We start from the raw sequence: 19,010 nt of genomic DNA, 5'->3' as shown, positions 1-19,010 counted from the left end.
CACCGGGGATGCCTCCGCAAGGCGGAACGAAACGCCTCGTTCTTCCTGCCGGTGATCCCGAGGGCCCCTTGGCCGTTGTCATGCGGCTTGGCTGTGACAGGACGGAGGCAATGCGGGTTCTGCTGATCGAGGATGACGCACTCTTGCGCATGGTGCTCTCCGACCGCCTGGCCGAGGAGGGCATCGACGTGCAGGGGCTCGCCAATGCCGAGGATGCGCTGATCCTGCTCGGGGCCGGCCAGGTGCCGGATGTGCTGGTGACGGATATCCGCCTCGGCGGCGGGCTGAGCGGCTTCGACCTCGCCGAGGTGGCGCGGGCCAAGCATCCGGAGGTCGGCGTCATCCTGATCAGCGGCACCCGGACAGAGGAGATGCGGCACCGGCTGCGGCGGCGGGAGATCTTCCTTGAGAAGCCGTTCCGGCCGGAGGCCCTGGCGGCCGCCATCCGCCAGGCGGCGGCGAAGGAATAAGGCGAGGCGCCACGCGGACTGTTCCGGTCGGCGGGAAGCTGCTCTAGCCTCCCTGGCCACACGGACGCCCAAGGAACCAAGCATGGCCCTCAACGCCCTGGACGGCCCCCGCATCCGCCACCTGACCAATGCGGGCGAGCCCTATCAGACCATCCGCCTCGACAGGCTGACCCCGGTGATCGGCGCCGAGATCGAGGGCGTCGACCTCGGCGGCCCCATCGCCCCGCGGCAGATGGAGGAGATCAAGCGGGCCCTGGCCGAGCACCTCGTCATCTTCTTCCGCGACCAGGAGATGACGCAGGAACAGCACCTCGATTTCGGCCGGCAGTTCGGCCCGCTCCACCTCCACCCCGCGGCGCCGCACGAGCCGGGCCACCCGGAGCTGATGGTCATCAAGGCGGATGCCAATTCCGTCCGCGCCAATGGCGAGGGCTGGCATTCCGACGTCTCCTGCGACGAGGAGCCGCCGATGGGCTCCATCCTCTACATCAAGGAATGCCCGCCGAACGGCGGCGACACGCTCTTCGCCAGCATGTACGCCGCCTATGACGCGCTGTCGGACCGGATGAAGGCCTATCTCGAGGGCCTGACCGCGCTGCATGACGGGGAGCCGGTCTATCGCGGCATGTTCGCCAAGGACGGCGTGGCCGACAAGGCGAGCTACCCGCGGGCGGAGCACCCGGTCATCCGCACCCATCCGGTGACGGGCAAGAAGGCGCTTTACGTGAACCGCGGCTTCACGGCCCGCATCCTCGGCATCCCGCGCGACGAGGGCGACGGCATCCTCCGCTATCTCTACGAGCACATGGAGAACCCGCTCTTCCAGTGCCGCTTCCGCTGGCGGCCCAACTCTGTCGCCTTCTGGGACAACCGCTGCGCCCAGCACCGGGCGATGTGGGACTACTGGCCGCACCGCCGCTACGGCAACCGCGTCACCATCAAGGGCGAGCGCCCGGTCTGATTCTCCCCGCGACACCGCTGCGCGGCGCCGCGGGGACCCCGAATACCGCTCAACATCCGGGGCCTCGCACGGGCTTCCGCGGCAAAGCCGCGGAAGGGCACCCTGGCGGAGGCCGGTTTCGATAGGTTCCGCCCGAGATGCGCCTCGCCGACCGCCGCATCCTGCTGGTCATCTCCGGCAGCATCAGCGCCTACAAGGCGCTCGAGCTGACGCGGCTGCTGCGCAAGGCGGGCGCCGCCGTCACCGGCGTGCTGACCGCGGGCGGCGCGCGCTTCGTCACCAAGGAGGCGCTGGCCGGCATCACCGGGCAGCGCGTGCATGACGACCTCTGGGCGGCGGAGGCGGAGATCGGCCATATCCGCCTCGCCCGCCTGCCCGACCTGGTCGTCGTCGCCCCCGCCTCGGCCAGCATGCTGGCGAAGATGGCGAACGGCCTGGCCGACGACCTGGCGAGCACCATCCTGCTGGCGACGCGCGCCCCGGTGCTCGTCGCGCCGGCGATGAACACGGCGATGTGGGAGCACCCGGCAACGCGGGCCAACATGGCGGCGCTCGCCGCCCGCGGCGTGCGCCTCGTCGGCCCCGGCGTCGGCGCCATGGCCGAGCCCGAGAGCGGCCCCGGCCGCCTCGCCGAGCCGGACGAGATCTACGCCGCCATCGAGGCCATCCTGGCGCCCGAGGCCGGGCCGCTCGCCGGGCGCCACGCCCTCGTCACCTCCGGCCCGACGCATGAGCCAATCGACCCGGTGCGCTACATCGCCAACCGCAGCAGCGGCAAGCAGGGCCATGCCATCGCCGCGGCGCTCGCCGCGCTCGGCGCCCGCGTCACCCTCGTCGCCGGCCCGGTCGCGGTCGCGGACCCGCCGGGCGTCACCACCCTCCATGTCGAGACGGCGCGGGAGATGCTGGCCGCCTGCGAGGGTGCGCTGCCCGCCGACATCGCCGTCATGGCCGCCGCCGTCGCCGACTGGCGCGCAGCGAGCGAGGCCGCGCAGAAGCTGAAGAAGGAGCCGGGCGCCGAGGCCCCGACCCTTTCCATGGCGCTCAACCCCGACATCCTGGCGACCGTCTCCCGCCATGCCCGCCGCCCCCGCCTCGTCATCGGCTTCGCCGCCGAGACGGAGCGGGTGGTGGAGCACGCCATCGCCAAGCGGGCGCGCAAGGGCTGCGACTGGATCCTGGCCAACGACGTCTCCGGCGACGTCATGGGGGGCGATGCCAACCGCATCCACCTCGTGACCGATTCGGGCGTGGAGGACTGGCCGGAGATGGCGAAGGCGGAGGTGGCGGCGCGCCTCGCAGCCCGGATTGCCGCCGCCTTCGGTTAGTTTTGTCGCAGACCAGTCGCAAAAACTCGGAGGGGCGGTTCGGGAAAGGAATGTGAAACACATTCCTGTGAGCATGCCTTCAGCGATGGACCCGTTTCATTACAATAGACGGACCTCGTCGCCCCTCGCTGAACGCAAGCCCGCCGGATCATCGGTCATGTTCCAGACCCTGTATGCCCGCCTCCGTCATTGGCTCACCTACCGGCCGGAGCGGCGCTACATGCGGGGCCGGGCGTAACCCCCTACTCCTCCAGCATCTCGCGCAGCCAGGCCTCGCCTTCCGGCGAAAGGTTGTGCCAGGCCGCATCCGCCGGGACGCGGGTGATGGTCAGCACCACCTCCGGCGCCTCCTCCTTCTTCAGCGCCCGCAGCAGGTGGTCGCGGAGATAGGCGGGGGAGACGCCGGTCGCCACCAGCACCGCGCGCGGCGTGATCGGCCAGTGCTCCGGCGCGATCTCGTAGATCGCCTCGAAGAAGACCTTCTCGGCCGAGGCCGGGGCGGTGCCGAGGTCATGCAGGACGAGGCAGAGCGACATCGAGGCGGGTCCTCCTCAGGCCGGATGAAGATGCGTGACCTGGGCCCCGGATGTGGCGGCAATCGCCTCCGCGACCAGGGTCCGATGGCAGTGCGCCGGGTCTGCCTCCAAGCATAGCAGGCAGACCGTTTCGAGTCGCGTCCGATCGATGAGGCCGGCCAGCGCCGCCTGCGCCTCGACTCCGGCCAGATGCGCGCCGAAGATCCGCCGCATCTCGGCGGGCCGCCCGGCCCGCACCGCCGCCCGCCCCTCGGCCGGGGTGCCGAGCGCCCTCAGATGCTGGTAGCCGATGCCGGCCTCGGCCAACGCGGCCGAAAGCGCGGTCTTGGCGAAGCCCGGCTTCCTGCTGTTCGCCAAGGCCCGCACATCGACCAGGGTGGCGACGCCCGCGCCGCGCAGCGCCTCGATCAGCCGCGCCGGCGTCGCATCCTCATAGCCGATGGTGAAGAGCGTCACCGGCCGATGGCGGCATGGGCCGCGAGACAGGCCATGTCGAGCAGCTGGGTCACGCTCGCATCCATCGGCACGATCTGGACGGGGCGGGACATGCCCATCAGCAGCGGGCCGATGGTCGTCGAGCTGGTGAGGCGCGGCACCGCCTTGGTCAGGATATGCGCCGCATGCAGCCCCGGCATCACCAGCACATTGGCCGGCCCGGTCAGGCGGCAGAAGGGGTAGAGATGCGCACGCAGCGCCGGGTCCAGCGCCACGTCGGCCGCCATCTCGCCGTCATACTCGAAATCGACGCGGCGCTCGTCGAGCAGCTTCACCGCCTCGCGCAGGCTGCCGGGGATATGGCCCTTGGGGTCGCCGAAGGTGGAGAAGGAGAGGAAGGCGACGCGCGGCTCATGCCCGAGGCGCCGCGCGGCGGCGGCCGACTGCACCGCGATCTCGGCCAGCGTCGCCGCATCGGGCCGCTCATGGATGGCGGTGTCGGCGACGAAGACCGTGCCGGAGACGCGCGCCAGCAGCAGCGTCAGGCCGAACATCACCTCCCCCGGCGCCGGGTCGACGGCCGAGCCGATGCCCTCCAGCGCCACCGCATAGCTCCGCGTCACGCCGGTGACGACGGCATCCGCATCGCCGAGCGCCAGCATGCAGCCGGCGAAGACGTTGCGGTCCTGGTTGACCAGCCGTTGACAGTCGCGGAACAGGAAGCCCTCGCGCTGCCGCCGCGCGTAGAGGAACTCCGCATAGCGTCGGTTGCTATCGGAGTTGCGCGCGTTGCGGATCGTGATGCCGGGCGGCAGCTGCACGCCGAGGGTGCGCAGCACGTTCTGGATGCGGTCCTCCCGCCCCACCAGCACCGGGCTGCCATAGCCGGCATTGTGGAAGGCGAGCGCGGCGCGCACCACCTTCTCCTCCTCGCCCTCGGCGAAGACGACGGTGCGCGGGTTGGCGCGCACCCGCTCGGTGATGAGCTCCATCGCATTCGCCGTGGCATCCAGCCGGCCGGCCAGCGCGCGGGCATAGCGGGTGAGATCGGGGATGGGCTTGCGGGCCACGCCGCTCTCCATCGCCGCATGGGCGACGGCGACCGGCACGCGCGAGATCAGCCGCGGGTCGAAGGCGTTGGGGATGATGTATTCGGGCCCGAAGCGCAGCGCCGTGCCGGGGCCGGCGCCGGCGGTGTTGACCTCCTCCGGCACGTCCTCCCGCGCCAGCATGGCCAAGGCGCGTGCGGCCGCGACCTTCATCGCATCGTTGATGGTGCTCGCCCTGACGTCGAGCGCGCCGCGGAAGATGAAGGGGAAGCCGAGGACGTTGTTCACCTGGTTCGGGTAGTCGCTGCGGCCGGTGGCGATGATGCAGTCCGGCCGCACCGCGCGCGCCTCCTCCGGGGTGATCTCCGGGTCGGGGTTCGCCATGGCGAAGACGATCGGCTTGTCGGCCATGCTGCGCAGCATGTCGGGCGTCACCGCGCCCTTGACCGAGAGGCCGAAGAAGCAGTCGGCGCCGTCCATCGCCTGGGCCAGCGTCCGCTTGCTCGTCTCCACGGCATGGGCCGACTTCCACTGGTTCATGCCCTCGGTGCGGCCGCGATAGACCACGCCCTTGGTGTCGCAGAGGATGACGTTGCGCGGCGTGACGCCCATCGCCTTCATCAGCTCGGCGCAGGCGATGGCCGCGGCGCCTGCGCCGTTGATGACGATGGTGATGTCGCGCAGCTCCCGCCCCGTCAGGTGGACGGCGTTGAGCAGCCCGGCGGCGGCGACGATGGCGGTGCCGTGCTGGTCGTCATGGAAGACGGGGATGTCCATCACCTCGCGCAGCCGCTGCTCGATGACGAAGCACTCCGGCGCCTTGATGTCCTCGAGGTTGATCCCGCCGAAGGAGGGGCCGAGATGCTTCACGGCATTGACGAAGTCGTCGACCTCCTCGGTGTCGACGCAGAGGTCCATGCCGTCCACATCGGCGAAGCGCTTGAAGAGGGCGACCTTGCCCTCCATCACCGGCTTCGAGGCCAGCGCGCCAAGGTTGCCGAGGCCCAGCACCGCCGTGCCGTTCGAGACGACGGCGACGAAATTCCCCTTCGAGGTGTAGTCATAGGCCAGCGCCGGGTCGCGGTGGATGTGCAGGCAGGGCTCCGCCACGCCGGGGCTGTAGGCGAGGCTGAGGTCGCGCGCGGTGATCAGCGGCTTGGTGAGGCGGATCTCCAGCTTGCCCGGCCGCCCCTCGGCATGGAGCGCCAGCGCCTCCTCCGGCGTCACCCGCGCGGTGCGCACATCCGCGAGCGAAATGGGCGGCATGCTGCCCTTGTGCGCGTCGTCCATGGCCGTTTTCTTCCCCAGGAGCCGTTCCGGCAGCGCATCCGCCCGCCGGTGGTGAGGCGCCAGTGTTGCAGCCGTCGGCAGCTTCGTGAAGTCCGCGGGTTTGCGGCTGCGAAGAGGCCGGGCCCGGTCTAGACAGGGGGGATGGACAGCCTGCCGGACCCCTCTCCCCGCCCGCCGACCGCCGAGGGCGCCTCGCCCGCCATGGCGCAATGGTTCGCCGCCAAGGCGGAGTATCCGGATGCCCTGCTCTTCTTCCGCATGGGCGACTTCTTCGAGCTCTTCTTCGCCGATGCGGAGGCCGCCGCCGAGGCGCTCGACATCGCCTTGACCTATCGTGGCGAGCACCAGGGCCAGAAGATCCCGATGTGCGGCGTCCCGGCCCATAGCCATGAGAGCTACCTGGCCCGGCTGATCCGCCGCGGCTTCCGCGTCTCCATCTGCGAGCAGATGGAGACGCCGGAGGAGGCGAAGCGCCGCAAGGCGCCAGCGGTGCGGCGCGAGGTGGTGCGCCTCGTCACCCCGGGCACGGTGACGGAGGAGACGCTGCTCGAGGCCGCCCGCCCCGCCTGGTTGCTGGCGCTCGCGCCCGGCGAGCAGAAGCTCGGCGCCGCCTGGCTCGACCTCTCGACCGGCGCCTTCGAGACGGAGGCGCTGGCGCCCGAGGACCTGCACGCCCTGCTCGCCCGGCTCGAGCCCTCCGAGGTGCTGGCGCCCGCTGCCCTCGGCCTCCCCGGCGCGGTGGAGACGCCGGTGCCGCGCGATGCCGCCCGCCGCGTCGCCGAGGCCTACGGCGTCGGCACGCTGGACGGGTTCGGCGAGTACCATGCGGCCGAGATCGCCGCCGCCGCCATGGCGCTCGACTACCTGAAGGCGACGCAGAAGGGCGCCAACAGCGAGGCGCTGGCCCATCTCTCCCGCCCCGTGCCGCGCGGCAGCCAGGGCGTGCTGCAGATGGATGCGGCGACGCGCCGCAGCCTTGAGATCCTCCGCTCTGAGCGCGGCAGCCTGCGCGACTGCCTGCTCGGTGCCGTCGACCGCTGCGTGACGGCGCCCGGCAGCCGGCTGCTGGCCGCCCGCCTGGCCTGCCCGCTGGCCGAGGCGGCGCCGATCCGCGCCCGGCACGATGCCGTCGCCGCCCTGCTGGCCGCGCCTGCGCTGCGCGGCACGATCCGGGCGGCGCTGAAGGGCGCGCCGGACATGGCCCGCGCGCTGGCCCGCCTCTCCCTCGACCGCTTCGCCCCGCGCGACCTCGCCGCGATCCGCGACGGCCTGACGCGCGCCGCCACCATCGCCGGGGCGCTGGCCGGGGCGGAGGTGCCGCCTCTCCTCGCCCTGGCCGCCGCCGCGCTGCGGCCGGAGCCAGACCCGGCGCCGGAACTCGCCCGCGCGCTGGCCGAGAGCCTGCCGGCGCGGCTCGACGATGCCGGCATCGTCGCCGCCGGCTATGACGGGCAGCTCGATGCGCTGCGCCGGCTGCGCGACGATGCGCGGGGCGCCATCGCCGCGCTTCAGCTCGACCTGTGCCAGGCCTGGGGGGTCGCCGCGCTGAAGATCCGCCACCACCAGCAATTCGGCTACCTCGCCGAGCTGCCCGCCGCCGCCGGCGAGACGCTGCTGCGGAACCCGCCGCCCAAGGCGAGCGGCGACTTCGCCCCGATTCACCGGCAGACCATGGCGAATGGCGTCCGCTTCACCTGCGCGGCGCTGGCGGGCCTCGACCGGCGGCTCTCGGAGGCGGCCGACGAGGCCTCGCGGCGGGAGAAGCTGATCACCCGCCATCTTCGCGGCCTCTGCCTCAAATCCGCCGCCGGCATCACCCGCGCGGCCGAGGCGCTGGCGGAGATCGACATCCAGGCCGCCGCCGCCGAGCTCGCCGCCGAGGGCGGCTGGTGCCGGCCCGAGGTGACGGAACGGCCGGACTTCGCCATCAGCTCCGGCCGCCACCCCGTGGTTGCCGCGGCGCTGGCCCGCAGCCGGGGAAACCTGTCCCCTGGGGCCTTCGTCCCCAATGACTGCGACCTCTCAGCCGGCCAGCGCCTCTGCCTGCTGACCGGGCCGAACATGGCGGGCAAGTCCACCTTCCTCCGCCAGAACGCGCTCTTCGTCGTCCTCGCCCAGGCCGGGTTCTTCGTCCCGGCCGAGCGCGCGCGGATCGGGCTGACGGACCGGCTCTTCTCCCGCGTCGGCGCCTCGGACGACCTAGCCGGCGGCCGTTCCACCTTCATGGTGGAGATGGCGGAGACGGCGGCGATCCTCAACCTCGCCGGCCCGCGCAGCCTCGTCGTGCTGGACGAGGTCGGGCGCGGCACCGCGACCTGGGACGGGCTCGCCATCGCCTGGGCGGTGCTCGAGGCGCTGCACGACCGCACCCGCTGCCGCACCATCTTCGCCACCCATTTCCACGAGCTGACGGCGCTGTCCGGCAAGCTGCCCGAGCTCCAGCTCGCCACGATGCGCGTCCGCGAGTGGCGGGGCGAGGTCGTCTTCCTCCACAGCGTCGCCCCCGGCACGGCGGAGCGGAGCTGGGGCCTGCATGTGGCGAAGCTCGCCGGCGTGCCGCGCGCCGTCCTCGCCCGCGCCGGCCAGGTGCTGGCCTCGCTGGAGGAGCGGGCGCGCGGCCTCGACCCGCTGGCGGAGGAGCTGCCGCTCTTTGCCCGGCCCGCCCCCCCTGCCCCCGACCATCCGGCGCTGGCGGCGCTCGCGGCCCTCGACCCGGACAGCCTCTCGCCGCGGGAGGCGCAGGAGGTGGTCTATCATCTCCGAAGCCTCATGGATGGCGCTGTCAACCGCGCCTGAGTGGCGTTATCCTGCCTCGGATGACCAATGCGGCGACCTTTCCGGCCCGGGGCAACACCCCCCGGACCTTCGCCCCGGCCGATGCACCCGGGGTCCTGCCAGACCTGATCGCCGAGCTGGTGTCGGGCCCCCTGCGGCGCGAGCAGGCCCTCGACTTGTTGCGCAGCCATCTCGGCCGCATCCAGGGAAGGGTGCAGGACGCCTTCGAGAGCCATGAGCTGGACGGCCTGCCCGCCGCGCGCTGGCTCGCCGCGCTGGTCGACGGGCTGATGAGCGCCATCCACGCCTATGCCCTCGCCATGGTCCCGCCGCGCAACCCGGCGGAGGAGGCGGAGCCGCCCTTCGCCCTCGTCGCCACCGGCGGCTATGGCCGCGGCGTGCTGGCGCCCTTCTCCGACATCGACCTGCTCTTCCTCACCGACCAGCAGGCAGGCCCGAGGGCGCAACGGCTGGTGGAGTTCATCCTCTACCTGCTCTGGGACCTCGGGCTGAAGGTCGGCCATGCGACGCGCAGCATCCGCGACTGCATGGAGGAGGCCGGGCGCGACGCGACGGTGCTCACCGCCCTCGTCGATGCCCGCTTCCTCGTCGGCGAGCGGCCGGTCTTCGAGCGCTTCGGCACGCCCTTCGACGCCGCGCGGCGGGAGCGCGGGCTCGGCCCTTTCCTCGCCGCCAAGCGGCAGGAGCGCGCGGGGCGGCATGCGCGCTACGGCGACAGCCCCTTCCTGGTCGAGCCGCATGTAAAGGAGGGGCGCGGCGGCTTGCGCGACCTGCAGACCCTCTACTGGCTCGCCCGCTACGCCTTCGGCACCCAGCGCATGCCGGAGCTGGTCGGCGAGGACAGCCCGGGCGGCGGCCTCCTCACCGAGCATGAGGCGCGCGCCATCCGCCGCGCCTGGAACTTCCTCTGGACCGTCCGCTTCCACCTCCACTACGTCGCCGGGCGGGCGGAGGAGCGGCTGACCTTCGACTTCCAGCCCGTGGTCGGGGCGCGCATGGGCTACACGCCGCGCGGCCGGCAGAACGGCGTCGAGCGCTTCATGAAGCACCTGTTCCTGACGGTGCGCGACGTGCTGCGGCTGACGCGGGTGCTGGAGCCGGCGATCGAGCGCGCCGCGCTCGGCCCCCCCGCCGTCCGCCGCCAGGGCGATGCGGCGCTGGCCGAGGCGGGCCTTGCGCTCGCCGACGGCAAGCTGGTGGCAGCACCCCCGAACCGCGACTTCTCGCGCGAGCCGGTGCTGATGCTCCGCATCGTCAAGGCGGCGCGCGACCGGAAGATGGAGATCCATCCGCTCGCCATCCGCGCCCTGATCCGCAATGCGCACCACGCCGCCTCGCTGCGCGGCCAGGCGGAGGCGAATACCCTCTTCCTCGACATCCTGACGGGCCGCGACGCCGCGCTCTGGCTGCGGCTGATGAACGAGACGGGCTTCCTCTCGCGTTTCATCCCGGACTGGGCGCGCATCGTCGGGCTGATGCAGTTCGACACCTACCATGTCTTCACCGTCGACGAGCACACGATCGAGGCGATCGGCGTGCTGCAGCAGATCGAGCGGGGCGAGCTGGCGGAGGTCGCGCCCGTCGCCTCGGAGCTGGTCGGGCAGTTGCAGTCGCGGCGCGCGCTCTATGCCGCCTGCCTGCTGCACGACATCGCCAAGGGCCGCGGCGGCGACCATTCGGAGCTCGGCGCCCGCATCGCGACGGAGATCTGCCCGAAGCTCGGCCTGACGCCGGAGGAGACGGAGACGGTCTCCTGGCTCGTGCTGCACCACCTGCTGGTCAGCCAGACCGCCTTCAAGCGCGACATCGAGGATCCGAAGACCATCCTCGACATCGCCGACCTGGTGCAGTCGCCGGAGCGGCTGCGCCTGCTCCTGGTGCTGACGGTCTGCGACATGCGCGCCGTGGGCCCCAAGGTCTGGAACGGCTGGAAGGCGACGCTGCTGCGCGAGGTCTACTGGCGCGTGGCCGAGGTGCTGGCCGGCGGCCTTTCCGTCCCCGAGCGCGACGTGCGCGTGGCCCGCGCCCGCGAGGCGGCCGGCGCCATGCTCGAGGCCTGGCCGGATGCGGACCGCGAGCGGTTCCTCTCCCTCGGCTATCCCGGCTACTGGCTCTCCTTCGATGCCGAGACCCATGCCCGCCACGCCGCGCTGATCCGCGAGGCGGAGGCGGTGCAGGCGCCGCTCACCGTCCGCACCCGCGTGCTGGAGGCCCGCGCCGTGACGGAGGTCACGGTCTATGCCGCGGACCATCCGGGCCTGTTCAGCCGCATCGCCGGCGCGCTCGCCGTCGCCGGCGCCAGCATCGTCGATGCGCGGATCCACACGCTGACCAACGGCATGGCGCTCGACACCTTCTGGGTGCAGGACGCGATGGGCGGGGCCTTCGACGCGCCGCACCGGCTGGCGCGGCTCTCCGTGCTGATCGAGCAGGCGCTCTCCGGCCGGCTCAGGCTGCGCGACGAGATCCGGAAGGTCCGGCGGGAGCCGGCGCGCCTGCGGGCCGTCACCGTGCCGCCGCGCGTCGTTTTCGACAACCATGCGAGCAACACCCACACCGTCATCGAGGTGAACGGGCGCGACCGGCCCGGCCTGCTGCATGACGTGACGGCGGCGATCAGCGACCAGGGGCTGCAGATCGCCTCGGCCCATATCACCACCTATGGCGTGCGGGCGGTCGACGTCTTCTACGTGAAGGACGTCTTCGGCCTGAAGGTGGAGAACGAGCGGAAGCTGGCGCCGCTGCGCCGGGCGATGGAGGCGGCGCTGACGCCGCCGGGGGGCGAGGGCGGCGGCATGGTCGCCGCGGCGCCCAGGGCGGCTGCCGATCCGGCGTGATCCGCCGGGCGGCTGCTGCGTTGCCTCTCCCAGACCCTCAGGAGAGAGCCCATCATGCCGCCGGAACCAGATCGCCGCAGCAATATCGAGCCGGAAGAGAACCTGACCAGCAGCCACGGCCCGCATGCACCGCAGCGGGACAAGACGCACCAGTACAAGCCATCCCCGGGCGAGAACAACAACCGCACCGACCCTGCGGCGCCGGGCGGGCCCGTCAATATCGGCGTCAAGGGCGGCGCGCCGGATGACAGCGGCCCGGAAGCGGCCGGGCAGGCAGAGGACCGGGCGACCGGCCTCGGCAAGAAGGACAGCACGGCGGGGCTGGCGCAGGAGTAGTCAGCCCGAGGCGAGCCCGCTTTCCTCGCGCCGGCGCTTTTCCACCTCCTCGCCGTAGCGGCGCAGGAGGTGGGCCTCGGTCAGCAGGCCGATGACGCGGCGGCCGGCGCCGTCTACCACCGCCATCGCCTCCGCCTCCGCCGCCTCGAAGGCGGACATGGCGATGCGGGCGTTCATGCTCGGCAGCAGCACGCGGTCCGTCAGGTGGAGGAGGCTTTCGAGACGTTCTTCCAGCGGCGCGGCATGGGCCTCGGCGACGGAGACGATGCCGGCATAGCGGCCGCCCTCGCCCAGCACCACCACCCGGGTCGCCGCGCCGAGCGAGAAGCGCTGGCGGAAGGCAGCGAGGGCCATGGTGAGCGGCGCGGTCTGCACCTCGCGCCGCATGAGGCTGCCGACAGTCAGGTCGTTCACCCAGCCGATGTCATGGGCGCTGCGGATCGCCTCGCCGCGCAGGTGGAAGCGCCAGGTGGCGAAGGAATAGCCGAAGAGCCGCCGCACGATCAGGCCGGAGACGGCGACGGCGGCCAGCACCGGGCCGGTGACGGCGAGGCTGCCCGTCGTCTCCAGCGCCAGGAAGGTCACCGAGAGCGGCGCGCCGATCACCGCGGCGCCGAAGGCGCTCATCCCGACGATGGCGAGCACCAGCGGGTCGGGCCCTGGGGGCGAGAGCATCGCCAGCAGGCCGGCGAGGAGCTTGCCGCCGAGCGCGCCGATCAGCAGCGAGGCGAAGAAGAGGCCGCCGCGGAAGCCGCTGCCGAGCGAGATGATGGAGGCCATGGCCTTCACCAGCAGCAGCACCAGCACCGGCCAGGCCGGCGCCTCGGTCAGGAAGGCCATGTGCAGCGCGCCATGCCCGGCCGAGAGGGCGATGGGCGAGATCAGCGCCAGGCTGCCGACGGCGAGGCCGCCCAGCATCAGTCGCAGCGTGGGCGAGGGGATGGTGCGGCTGAGCAGGCTTTCGGTGAAGCCGACGCCGCGCATCAGCACGATGCCGGCGAGGCCGGACAGGGCGCCGACCAGCAGGGCGAGGGGGTAGTAGACCGGATCGACGACGCTCGGCGCCGCCGTCTCCACCGCATAGGTGCCGGCCTCGAGGAAGCGGGCGACGAGGACGGCGGTGACCGCGCTCGCCACCACCGGGAAGAGGGCGGCGATGCTGTAGGTGCCGATCACCAGCTCGAAGGCGTAGAAGGCGCCAGTCAGCGGCGCGTTGAAGGCGGCGCCGATGGCGCCCGCGGTGCCGGCGCCGACCAGGATGCGCAGGTCGCCGCGGCGGAGCGAGAAGGCCCGGCCGAGGCGGGAGGCGAGGCCGCCGCCCATCTGCGTGTAGCCCGCCTCCAGCCCGACCGAGGCGCCGACGCCGTTCGACAGCACCGTCTGCGCCCCCACCACCACGCCGTCGGTGAGCGAGAGGCGGCCGCCGCGGAGCGCATTGGCCTCGATCGGGTCCACCGGCGAAGCGGGGCGCCAGCGGCGGATGGCCCGGTTCAGCCCGGCCAGCGCCAGGCCGCCGAGGGTGGGGATGAGGAGGAGCTGCCAGGCCGGCAGCCGCGTCGCGGCGGACAGGCGGAGATTGGTGTCGAGCCCGTAGAGCAGGCGCTGCAGGCCATGGGCGGCGGCGCCCATGGCCCAGGCCAGCAGGCCGACGCCGACGCCGATCAGCATGGCGAGGCCGACGATGGCGATCTCGCTGCCGCGGGCCCAGCCGCGCAGGCGCGCCGCCAGATGGGTCCAGCGGCGCATCAGCAGCACGCGGCGGCGGAGGGCGAGCGTGGTCATGCCGGGTGGTCATTGCCGCAACGGGAGGCGGCTGGCGAGGGGGATTGTGGGACCGGCGGAGGTTTGAAGGGGCTCAAGGTTTGAGGGCGGGTGCGGCCAAGCCTTTGCGATCATTCCTCTTGCTGCGGCAATTTGAGGGCTTTAGGGCTTTAGGGACGGTCTCCGGACAGGCCCTGGGCCTTCGCCACGGGCGGGAACCGGCGCGCGTCGGACACGGTTGTTTGCGCGGCAGCCCGGATCCGAGCACGATGCGGACGGCAGCGAGGTCCGGAGCAGGCCGGCACGGACCCTGGGGGCGACGCGGTTGAAACGTCATTATGGCTGGGTCGTCGTTGCCGCCGGGGCGCTGATGGGCTGCATCAGCATGGGGTCCATGTTCTCCCTCGCCGTCTTCCTCGGCCCCATCGCCGACGAGACGGGCTGGTCGCGCGCCGGCCTCTCCGCCTCGATGACGGTGGCCTTCCTCGCCATGGGTGCCGGCGCCTTCGGCTGGGGCTGGGTCAGCGACCGCCACGGCCCGCGGATCGTCGGCATCGCCGGCGGGGTGCTGCTGGGCGCCGGGCTGGTGCTGGCCAGCCGGGCCACGAGCCTGCTGGCCTTCCAGCTCGCCTACGGCCTGTTCCTCGGGGCGGCGGCGGGCGCCTTCTTCGCGCCGATGATGGCGACGGCCAGCGCCTGGTTCGACCGCCATCGCGCGCTCGCCGTCTCCCTCGTCTCCGCCGGGCTCGGCATGGCGCCGGTGACCGTCGCGCCCTTCGCCCAATGGCTGCTCTCCGGCCATGACTGGCGCGCCGCGATGCTCGTGATCGGGCTCGTCGCCTGGGCGGTCGTGCTGCCGGCCGCGCTGCTGCTGCGCCGCCCGCCGGAGGCGGTCCTCGCTGCCCAAGCTGCCGCGGCGCCGGCGGGCAGGGGCTTCACGGCGCTCGAGGCCCTGGGCACGCGGCAATTCGTGGTGCTGGCGGCGACCTTCTTCGCCTGCTGCCTCGCGCATTCCGGGCCGATCTTCCATGTCGTGAGCTATGCGATGGTCTGCGGCCTGCCCGCCATGGCCGCCGTCAGCGTCTACAGCCTGCAGGGCATGGCGGGGCTCGGGGGGCGCCTGCTACTGGGCGTGCTCGCCGACCGGCTGGGTGCCAAGGCAGTGCTGATCGGCGGGTTGCTGCTGCAGGCGCTGGCGATCGGGGCCTTCGTCCCGGCCCGCAGCCTGGGCGAGCTCTACGCCGTTGGCGCGGTCTTCGGCCTCGCCTATGGCGGGGTGATGCCGCTCTACGCGGTGCTGGCGCGGGACTATTTCGGCCCCCGCGTCATGGGCACCGTGTTCGGCGCCGCCACCATGGTCTCCTGCTTCGGCATGGCGGCGGGGCCGGCGGTCGGCGGCTGGATCCTGGACCGGTTCGGCAGCTATTCGGGGATGCATCTCAGCTCCCTGGCGGTCGGGCTCGGGGCCGTGGCGATCGCCCTCACCTTCCCGCCGCTGCCCCGGATCCGGCCCGAACGCCTCAAGCCGGCCTAGAGTCCTGCCCCGCGGATTCGTGGGCCTTGCCCGCGTACGGAAGGGGCAAGCAGGCCACTGAAATCGGGACACCAGCGCCACGGCTGGCAGTTGACGACCTTCCTATACACTCATTTCGTTCTTGAATCAAGCAGGCCGCGACCCCGCTCCGTCGCCACCACCTGCACCTCGCCCGCCGCGTCGCGCGCGAGGGCGACGAAGCCGCCATCCACCGCATCCTCCCACACCGTCAGCCGCGGGCAGGAGGTGCGCCAAGCCTCCAGCACCTCGCGGTAGGGCCGGGGCGCCGCCGCGACGGAGGCGACGAGGTCGCGGATCAGCGCGGTGATGACGTCCTGCATGGGTGTCACTCCGTGAGGGCCAGGAGGTAGCTGCCGTAGAGCACGTAGTAGCCGGAGACGAGGGCGATCAGCCGGCCGGTCCAGAGCCGGTACTGGGTGTCGGTCATCGCCTCGAGGATGCGGCGGGCGAGCGTCGTGCCGAGCATGGAGCAGAGCACGGCGGCCAGCGCCACATGCCAGTCGAGCCCCGCAGTCTGGCTGGCGAGGCCGCTGAAATAGGCGAGCTTCAGCGCATGGCCGAGGATCTGGCCGGCGGCCTTGGTCGCCACGATCTGCCGGCGGTCGAGGCCGCCGCCGAGGAAGAACCGGTCGATCAGCGGGCCGGAGACGCCGGTCAGCAGCATCAGCGACATCGCCACGGTGCCATAGGCGAGGCCCTGGGCGGGGTTGTGCGGGTCCGGCGCCAGCCGCGCGGGCATCAGCCTGACGAGGAAGGGGGTGATGCCGAGGGCGAGCAGCGCCAGCGGCTTGTCCGGCACCCAGCCGACCAGGCTCCAGAGCAGCAGGGCGAGGGCGAAGCCGGCGCCGACCGCGGCCAGGGGGCGCCAGAGGATGTGCTGCCGCCAGAGGAAGCCGCGCCAGCCGTTGGAGGCCATCTGCGTCACGGCGTGCAGCGCCATCGCCTCCGGCAGGGGGAGGAGGGCGAGCAGCACGCCGATCAGCACCAGCCCGCCCGCCATGCCGAAGATGCCGGAGAGGAAGGCGGTGCCGAGCATCACGCAGCAGAGCAGGAGGAGAGTGAGCGGCGCCATGACGCGCAGGGATGCGCCCGTTGAGGCCGCGTCACAAACCGAGATATGCTATGCTGAGCCTCAGGAAAGTTGAGCCTCGCCGCCATGCGCCGCCTGCCCTTCCTCAACGGGGTCCGCGCCTTCGAGGCGGCGGGGCGGACGGGGAGCTTCGCCGCGGCGGCGGAGGAGCTGCATGTCAGCCCGGCCGCGATCAGCCGCATGGTGAAGCTGCTGGAGGCGCGGCTGGGCGTCCCGCTGTTCGAGCGGCGGGCGAACCGGCTGAGCCTGACGGCGGCGGGGGCGCGCTACCGCACGGGGCTGACGGCGCTGCTCGACAGCCTCGCCGGCCTTACTGAGGAGGTGGCGGCGATGGGCGGGCGGCGGGTGCTGACGCTCGGCGTCGGGCCGACCTTCGCCATCCGCTGGCTGATCCCGCGCCTGGCCGACTGGCAGCGGCGGGAGCCGAGGATCGAGGTGCGGATCACCACCGGCGGGGCCGGGGTGCCCTTCGCCGAGGACTGGACCTGCGGCATCCGGCTCGGCGACGGGCAATGGCCGGGGCTGGTGGCGCAGCCGCTCTTCGCCGCCGACCTCACGCCGGTCTGCGCGCCGGGGATCGCGCGGCGGCTCCGGCGGGTGGAGGAGCTCGGCGGCGAGAGCCTGCTGCGCGTCGCCCATGCGCCGGAGGACTGGCCGCGCTGGCTGGCGGCGGCGGGAGTGGCGGGGGTCGTGGCCGGCGGGCCGCAATTCGACTTCTACGGGCATGCGCTGCAGGCGGCGGCGGATGGGGTCGGCGTCGCCATGGGGATCCGGCCCTATATCGACGACGACCTGGCGGCGGGGCGGCTGGTGGCGCCCTTTCCGCGCTTCGTCTCCAAGGGGGGCGGATGGTTCCTGGTGCATCAACCCTTCCGCGCAGGGGAACTGGCCTTCGATACCTTCGCGCGATGGATCACGGAGGCCGCACAAGCCTCGCCCCCGGGATGAATACAGGCTAGAGGGCGCGCCATGCTCAAAGGCGTCCTCACCGTTGGCGGCTGGACCATGGCCAGCCGCGTCCTCGGCTTCGCGCGGGATATGTTCATCGCCGCCCGGCTCGGCGCCGGGCCGATAGCGGATTGCTTCTTCGTCGCGCTGAAGCTGCCGAACCTGTTCCGGCGGCTGTTCGGGGAAGGGGCCTTCAACGCGGCCTTCGTGCCGGCCTTCGCGGGGACGCTGGCGGTGCAGGGGCCGCGCGTGGCGCAGCAGCTCGCCGAGCGGATGGCGGCGCTGATGACGCTCTGGCTGACGCTGCTGGTGGTGATCGGGCTGATCACCATGCCGCAGCTCATGCAGGTGCTGGCGCCGGGCTTCTCGGACGATCCGGCGAAATTCCAGCTCGCCATCGAGCTGACGCGGATCACCTTTCCCTACCTGCTGCTGATCTGCCTCACCGCGCTGGTCTCGGGCGTGCTGAACGGGCTCGACCGCTTCGCGGCGGCGGCGGCGGCGCCGATCTTCTTCAACCTGCTCTCCATGGCCTCGCTGCTGGTGCTGACGCCCTATGTGGCGACGCCGGCGCATGCGCTGGCCTGGGGCGTGACGGTGTCGGGGGCGGTGCAGCTCGGCCTCGTGCTCTGGGCCTGCGCGCGGGCGGGGATGGCGCTGCATTTCCTCCGGCTGCCGAGCCTGGCGCCCGAAGTGCGGCAGGTGCTGCGGCGGATGATCCCCGGGATCATCGGGGCGGGCGTCACCCAGCTCAACCTCGCGGTCGACGTCATCATCGCCAGCTTCCTGCCGGCGGGGGCGGTGTCCTACCTCTACTATGCCGACCGGGTGGGGCAGCTACCGCTCGGCGTCATCGGCGCGGCGGTGGGGACGGCGATGCTGCCGCTGCTGTCGCGCCAGGTGCGGTCGGGCGAGAGCCTCTCCGCGCACCGGACGATGAACCGGGCGGCGGAGCTGTCGCTGCTGCTCTGCCTGCCGGCCGCCGTCGGGCAGGCGGTGGCGGCGGGGCCGATCGTCATCGTGCTGTTCCAGCGTGGCGTCTTCGGCCTGGCCGAGGCGGAGGCGACGGCGGCGGCGCTCGCGGCCTATGCCATCGGCCTGCCGGCCTATGTGCTGGTGAAGATCTTCGCGCCGGGCTTCTTCGCCCGCGGCGACACGGCGACGCCGGTGAAGGTGGGGTTCGCTGCCGTCGCGCTCAATCTCGCGCTGAACCTGGTCCTCACTCAGTGGCTCAGCCATGTGGGCGTGGCGCTGGCGACGGCGCTGTCGGCCTGGTTCAACGCCCTGGCGCTGGGCGGGCTGCTGTGGCGGCGCGGGCACTTCCTGCCCGACCGGCGGCTGCGGCGGAGGGCGCCCCGGCTGGTGGCGGCCTCGGCAGCGATGGGGGCGGTGCTCTGGGGGATGGAATGGCTGCTCTTCCCGGCGGGGCCGGGCTTCCGCTTCGCGGCGCTGGCGGCGCTCATCCTCTCCGGCTGCGTCGCCTATTTCGTGGCAGCGCACCTGCTGAAGGCGGTGAACCTCGGGGAGGTCCGGGGGATGCTGCTCCGGCGCCGGCGGCGGAAGGCCTAGCAGCCTGTCGGATTCCCAACGGGCCTGATATCGGCGAATCTGTTCGGCA

The 19,010-nt window shown here is 72.4% G+C and carries 15 protein-coding genes; 9 read left to right on the top strand and 6 right to left on the bottom strand.

Annotated features, from left to right (window positions below):
* Positions 1–110: 110 nt before the first annotated feature.
* The 3 genes from AC5JJ1_RS08885 to coaBC all read left to right on the top strand — a co-directional run bounded on the left by AC5JJ1_RS08885 (position 111) and on the right by coaBC (position 2,759).
* On the top strand, positions 111–470 hold the full coding sequence (locus tag AC5JJ1_RS08885; RefSeq protein ID WP_495784753.1) for a response regulator: 360 nt from the start codon (positions 111–113) through the stop codon (positions 468–470).
* Positions 471–552: 82 nt separating this feature from the next.
* Positions 553–1,431, top strand: coding sequence for a TauD/TfdA dioxygenase family protein (locus AC5JJ1_RS08880; RefSeq protein WP_495784752.1), 879 nt, complete (start codon positions 553–555; stop codon positions 1,429–1,431).
* Between the two features lie 137 nt (positions 1,432–1,568).
* The gene (gene coaBC, locus AC5JJ1_RS08875; protein ID WP_495784751.1) at positions 1,569–2,759 is read left to right on the top strand and encodes a bifunctional phosphopantothenoylcysteine decarboxylase/phosphopantothenate--cysteine ligase CoaBC; all 1,191 of its coding nucleotides are present in this window, start codon (positions 1,569–1,571) and stop codon (positions 2,757–2,759) included.
* Between the two features lie 242 nt (positions 2,760–3,001).
* Here the strand turns inward: coaBC and AC5JJ1_RS08870 are convergent, their stop codons facing one another.
* The 3 genes from AC5JJ1_RS08870 to AC5JJ1_RS08860 are packed head-to-tail and all read right to left on the bottom strand — an operon-like array spanning position 3,002 to position 6,069.
* Positions 3,002–3,295: a hypothetical protein gene (locus AC5JJ1_RS08870; protein WP_495784750.1), complete on the bottom strand. Its 294-nt coding sequence runs from the start codon at positions 3,293–3,295 to the stop codon at positions 3,002–3,004.
* A 15-nt stretch (positions 3,296–3,310) separates the two neighbouring features.
* Positions 3,311–3,751: a DUF488 domain-containing protein gene (locus AC5JJ1_RS08865; protein ID WP_495784749.1), complete on the bottom strand. Its 441-nt coding sequence runs from the start codon at positions 3,749–3,751 to the stop codon at positions 3,311–3,313.
* On the bottom strand, positions 3,748–6,069 hold the full coding sequence (locus tag AC5JJ1_RS08860; protein WP_495784748.1) for an NADP-dependent malic enzyme: 2,322 nt from the start codon (positions 6,067–6,069) through the stop codon (positions 3,748–3,750). The genes AC5JJ1_RS08865 and AC5JJ1_RS08860 overlap by 4 nt, the downstream gene beginning before the upstream one ends.
* 141 nt (positions 6,070–6,210) lie before the next feature.
* Between AC5JJ1_RS08860 and mutS the strand changes: the two genes are divergently transcribed.
* Genes mutS through AC5JJ1_RS08845 form a run of 3 tightly spaced genes read left to right on the top strand, consistent with a single transcriptional unit; the run spans position 6,211 to position 12,038 of the window.
* Positions 6,211–8,865: a DNA mismatch repair protein MutS gene (gene mutS, locus AC5JJ1_RS08855; protein WP_495784747.1), complete on the top strand. Its 2,655-nt coding sequence runs from the start codon at positions 6,211–6,213 to the stop codon at positions 8,863–8,865.
* A 20-nt stretch (positions 8,866–8,885) separates the two neighbouring features.
* Entirely contained in the window at positions 8,886–11,702 is a 2,817-nt protein-coding gene (locus AC5JJ1_RS08850) for a [protein-PII] uridylyltransferase (protein ID WP_495784746.1), read from the top strand.
* 54 nt (positions 11,703–11,756) lie between these two features.
* A complete protein-coding gene (locus AC5JJ1_RS08845) occupies positions 11,757–12,038 on the top strand; it encodes a hypothetical protein (RefSeq protein WP_495784745.1) in 282 nt (93 codons plus the stop codon).
* On the opposite strand, the gene AC5JJ1_RS08840 is transcribed toward AC5JJ1_RS08845, so the two are convergent.
* Positions 12,039–13,820, bottom strand: coding sequence for a chloride channel protein (locus AC5JJ1_RS08840; protein WP_495784744.1), 1,782 nt, complete (start codon positions 13,818–13,820; stop codon positions 12,039–12,041).
* A 304-nt stretch (positions 13,821–14,124) separates the two neighbouring features.
* Between AC5JJ1_RS08840 and AC5JJ1_RS08835 the strand changes: the two genes are divergently transcribed.
* Complete coding sequence (locus AC5JJ1_RS08835; protein WP_495784743.1) at positions 14,125–15,333, top strand: MFS transporter; 1,209 nt, start codon at positions 14,125–14,127, stop codon at positions 15,331–15,333.
* Between the two features lie 110 nt (positions 15,334–15,443).
* On the opposite strand, the gene AC5JJ1_RS08830 is transcribed toward AC5JJ1_RS08835, so the two are convergent.
* Complete coding sequence (locus AC5JJ1_RS08830) at positions 15,444–15,674, bottom strand: hypothetical protein (protein WP_495784742.1); 231 nt, start codon at positions 15,672–15,674, stop codon at positions 15,444–15,446.
* A 5-nt stretch (positions 15,675–15,679) separates the two neighbouring features.
* The gene (locus AC5JJ1_RS08825; protein WP_495784741.1) at positions 15,680–16,426 is read right to left on the bottom strand and encodes a TSUP family transporter; all 747 of its coding nucleotides are present in this window, start codon (positions 16,424–16,426) and stop codon (positions 15,680–15,682) included.
* Between the two features lie 69 nt (positions 16,427–16,495).
* Between AC5JJ1_RS08825 and AC5JJ1_RS08820 the strand changes: the two genes are divergently transcribed.
* Together AC5JJ1_RS08820 and murJ are read left to right on the top strand one after the other, a co-directional pair.
* Complete coding sequence (locus AC5JJ1_RS08820) at positions 16,496–17,392, top strand: LysR substrate-binding domain-containing protein (RefSeq protein ID WP_495784740.1); 897 nt, start codon at positions 16,496–16,498, stop codon at positions 17,390–17,392.
* A 21-nt stretch (positions 17,393–17,413) separates the two neighbouring features.
* Entirely contained in the window at positions 17,414–18,961 is a 1,548-nt protein-coding gene (gene murJ, locus AC5JJ1_RS08815; protein ID WP_495784739.1) for a murein biosynthesis integral membrane protein MurJ, read from the top strand.
* Positions 18,962–19,010 lie beyond the last annotated feature (49 nt).

Source organism: Belnapia sp., assembly GCF_059504005.1.
This window is presented reverse-complemented; position numbering and strand designations above follow the sequence as displayed.

Coding starts and splice junctions, on each gene's coding strand:
- AC5JJ1_RS08885 (WP_495784753.1), top strand. CDS start 111: ATGCGGGTTCTGCTGATCGAGGATGACGCACTCTTGCGCATGGTGCTC.
- AC5JJ1_RS08880 (WP_495784752.1), top strand. CDS start 553: ATGGCCCTCAACGCCCTGGACGGCCCCCGCATCCGCCACCTGACCAAT.
- coaBC (WP_495784751.1), top strand. CDS start 1,569: ATGCGCCTCGCCGACCGCCGCATCCTGCTGGTCATCTCCGGCAGCATC.
- AC5JJ1_RS08870 (WP_495784750.1), bottom strand. CDS start 3,295: ATGTCGCTCTGCCTCGTCCTGCATGACCTCGGCACCGCCCCGGCCTCG.
- AC5JJ1_RS08860 (WP_495784748.1), bottom strand. CDS start 6,069: ATGGACGACGCGCACAAGGGCAGCATGCCGCCCATTTCGCTCGCGGAT.
- mutS (WP_495784747.1), top strand. CDS start 6,211: ATGGACAGCCTGCCGGACCCCTCTCCCCGCCCGCCGACCGCCGAGGGC.
- AC5JJ1_RS08850 (WP_495784746.1), top strand. CDS start 8,886: ATGACCAATGCGGCGACCTTTCCGGCCCGGGGCAACACCCCCCGGACC.
- AC5JJ1_RS08845 (WP_495784745.1), top strand. CDS start 11,757: ATGCCGCCGGAACCAGATCGCCGCAGCAATATCGAGCCGGAAGAGAAC.
- AC5JJ1_RS08840 (WP_495784744.1), bottom strand. CDS start 13,820: ATGACCACGCTCGCCCTCCGCCGCCGCGTGCTGCTGATGCGCCGCTGG.
- AC5JJ1_RS08830 (WP_495784742.1), bottom strand. CDS start 15,674: ATGCAGGACGTCATCACCGCGCTGATCCGCGACCTCGTCGCCTCCGTC.
- AC5JJ1_RS08825 (WP_495784741.1), bottom strand. CDS start 16,426: ATGGCGCCGCTCACTCTCCTCCTGCTCTGCTGCGTGATGCTCGGCACC.
- murJ (WP_495784739.1), top strand. CDS start 17,414: ATGCTCAAAGGCGTCCTCACCGTTGGCGGCTGGACCATGGCCAGCCGC.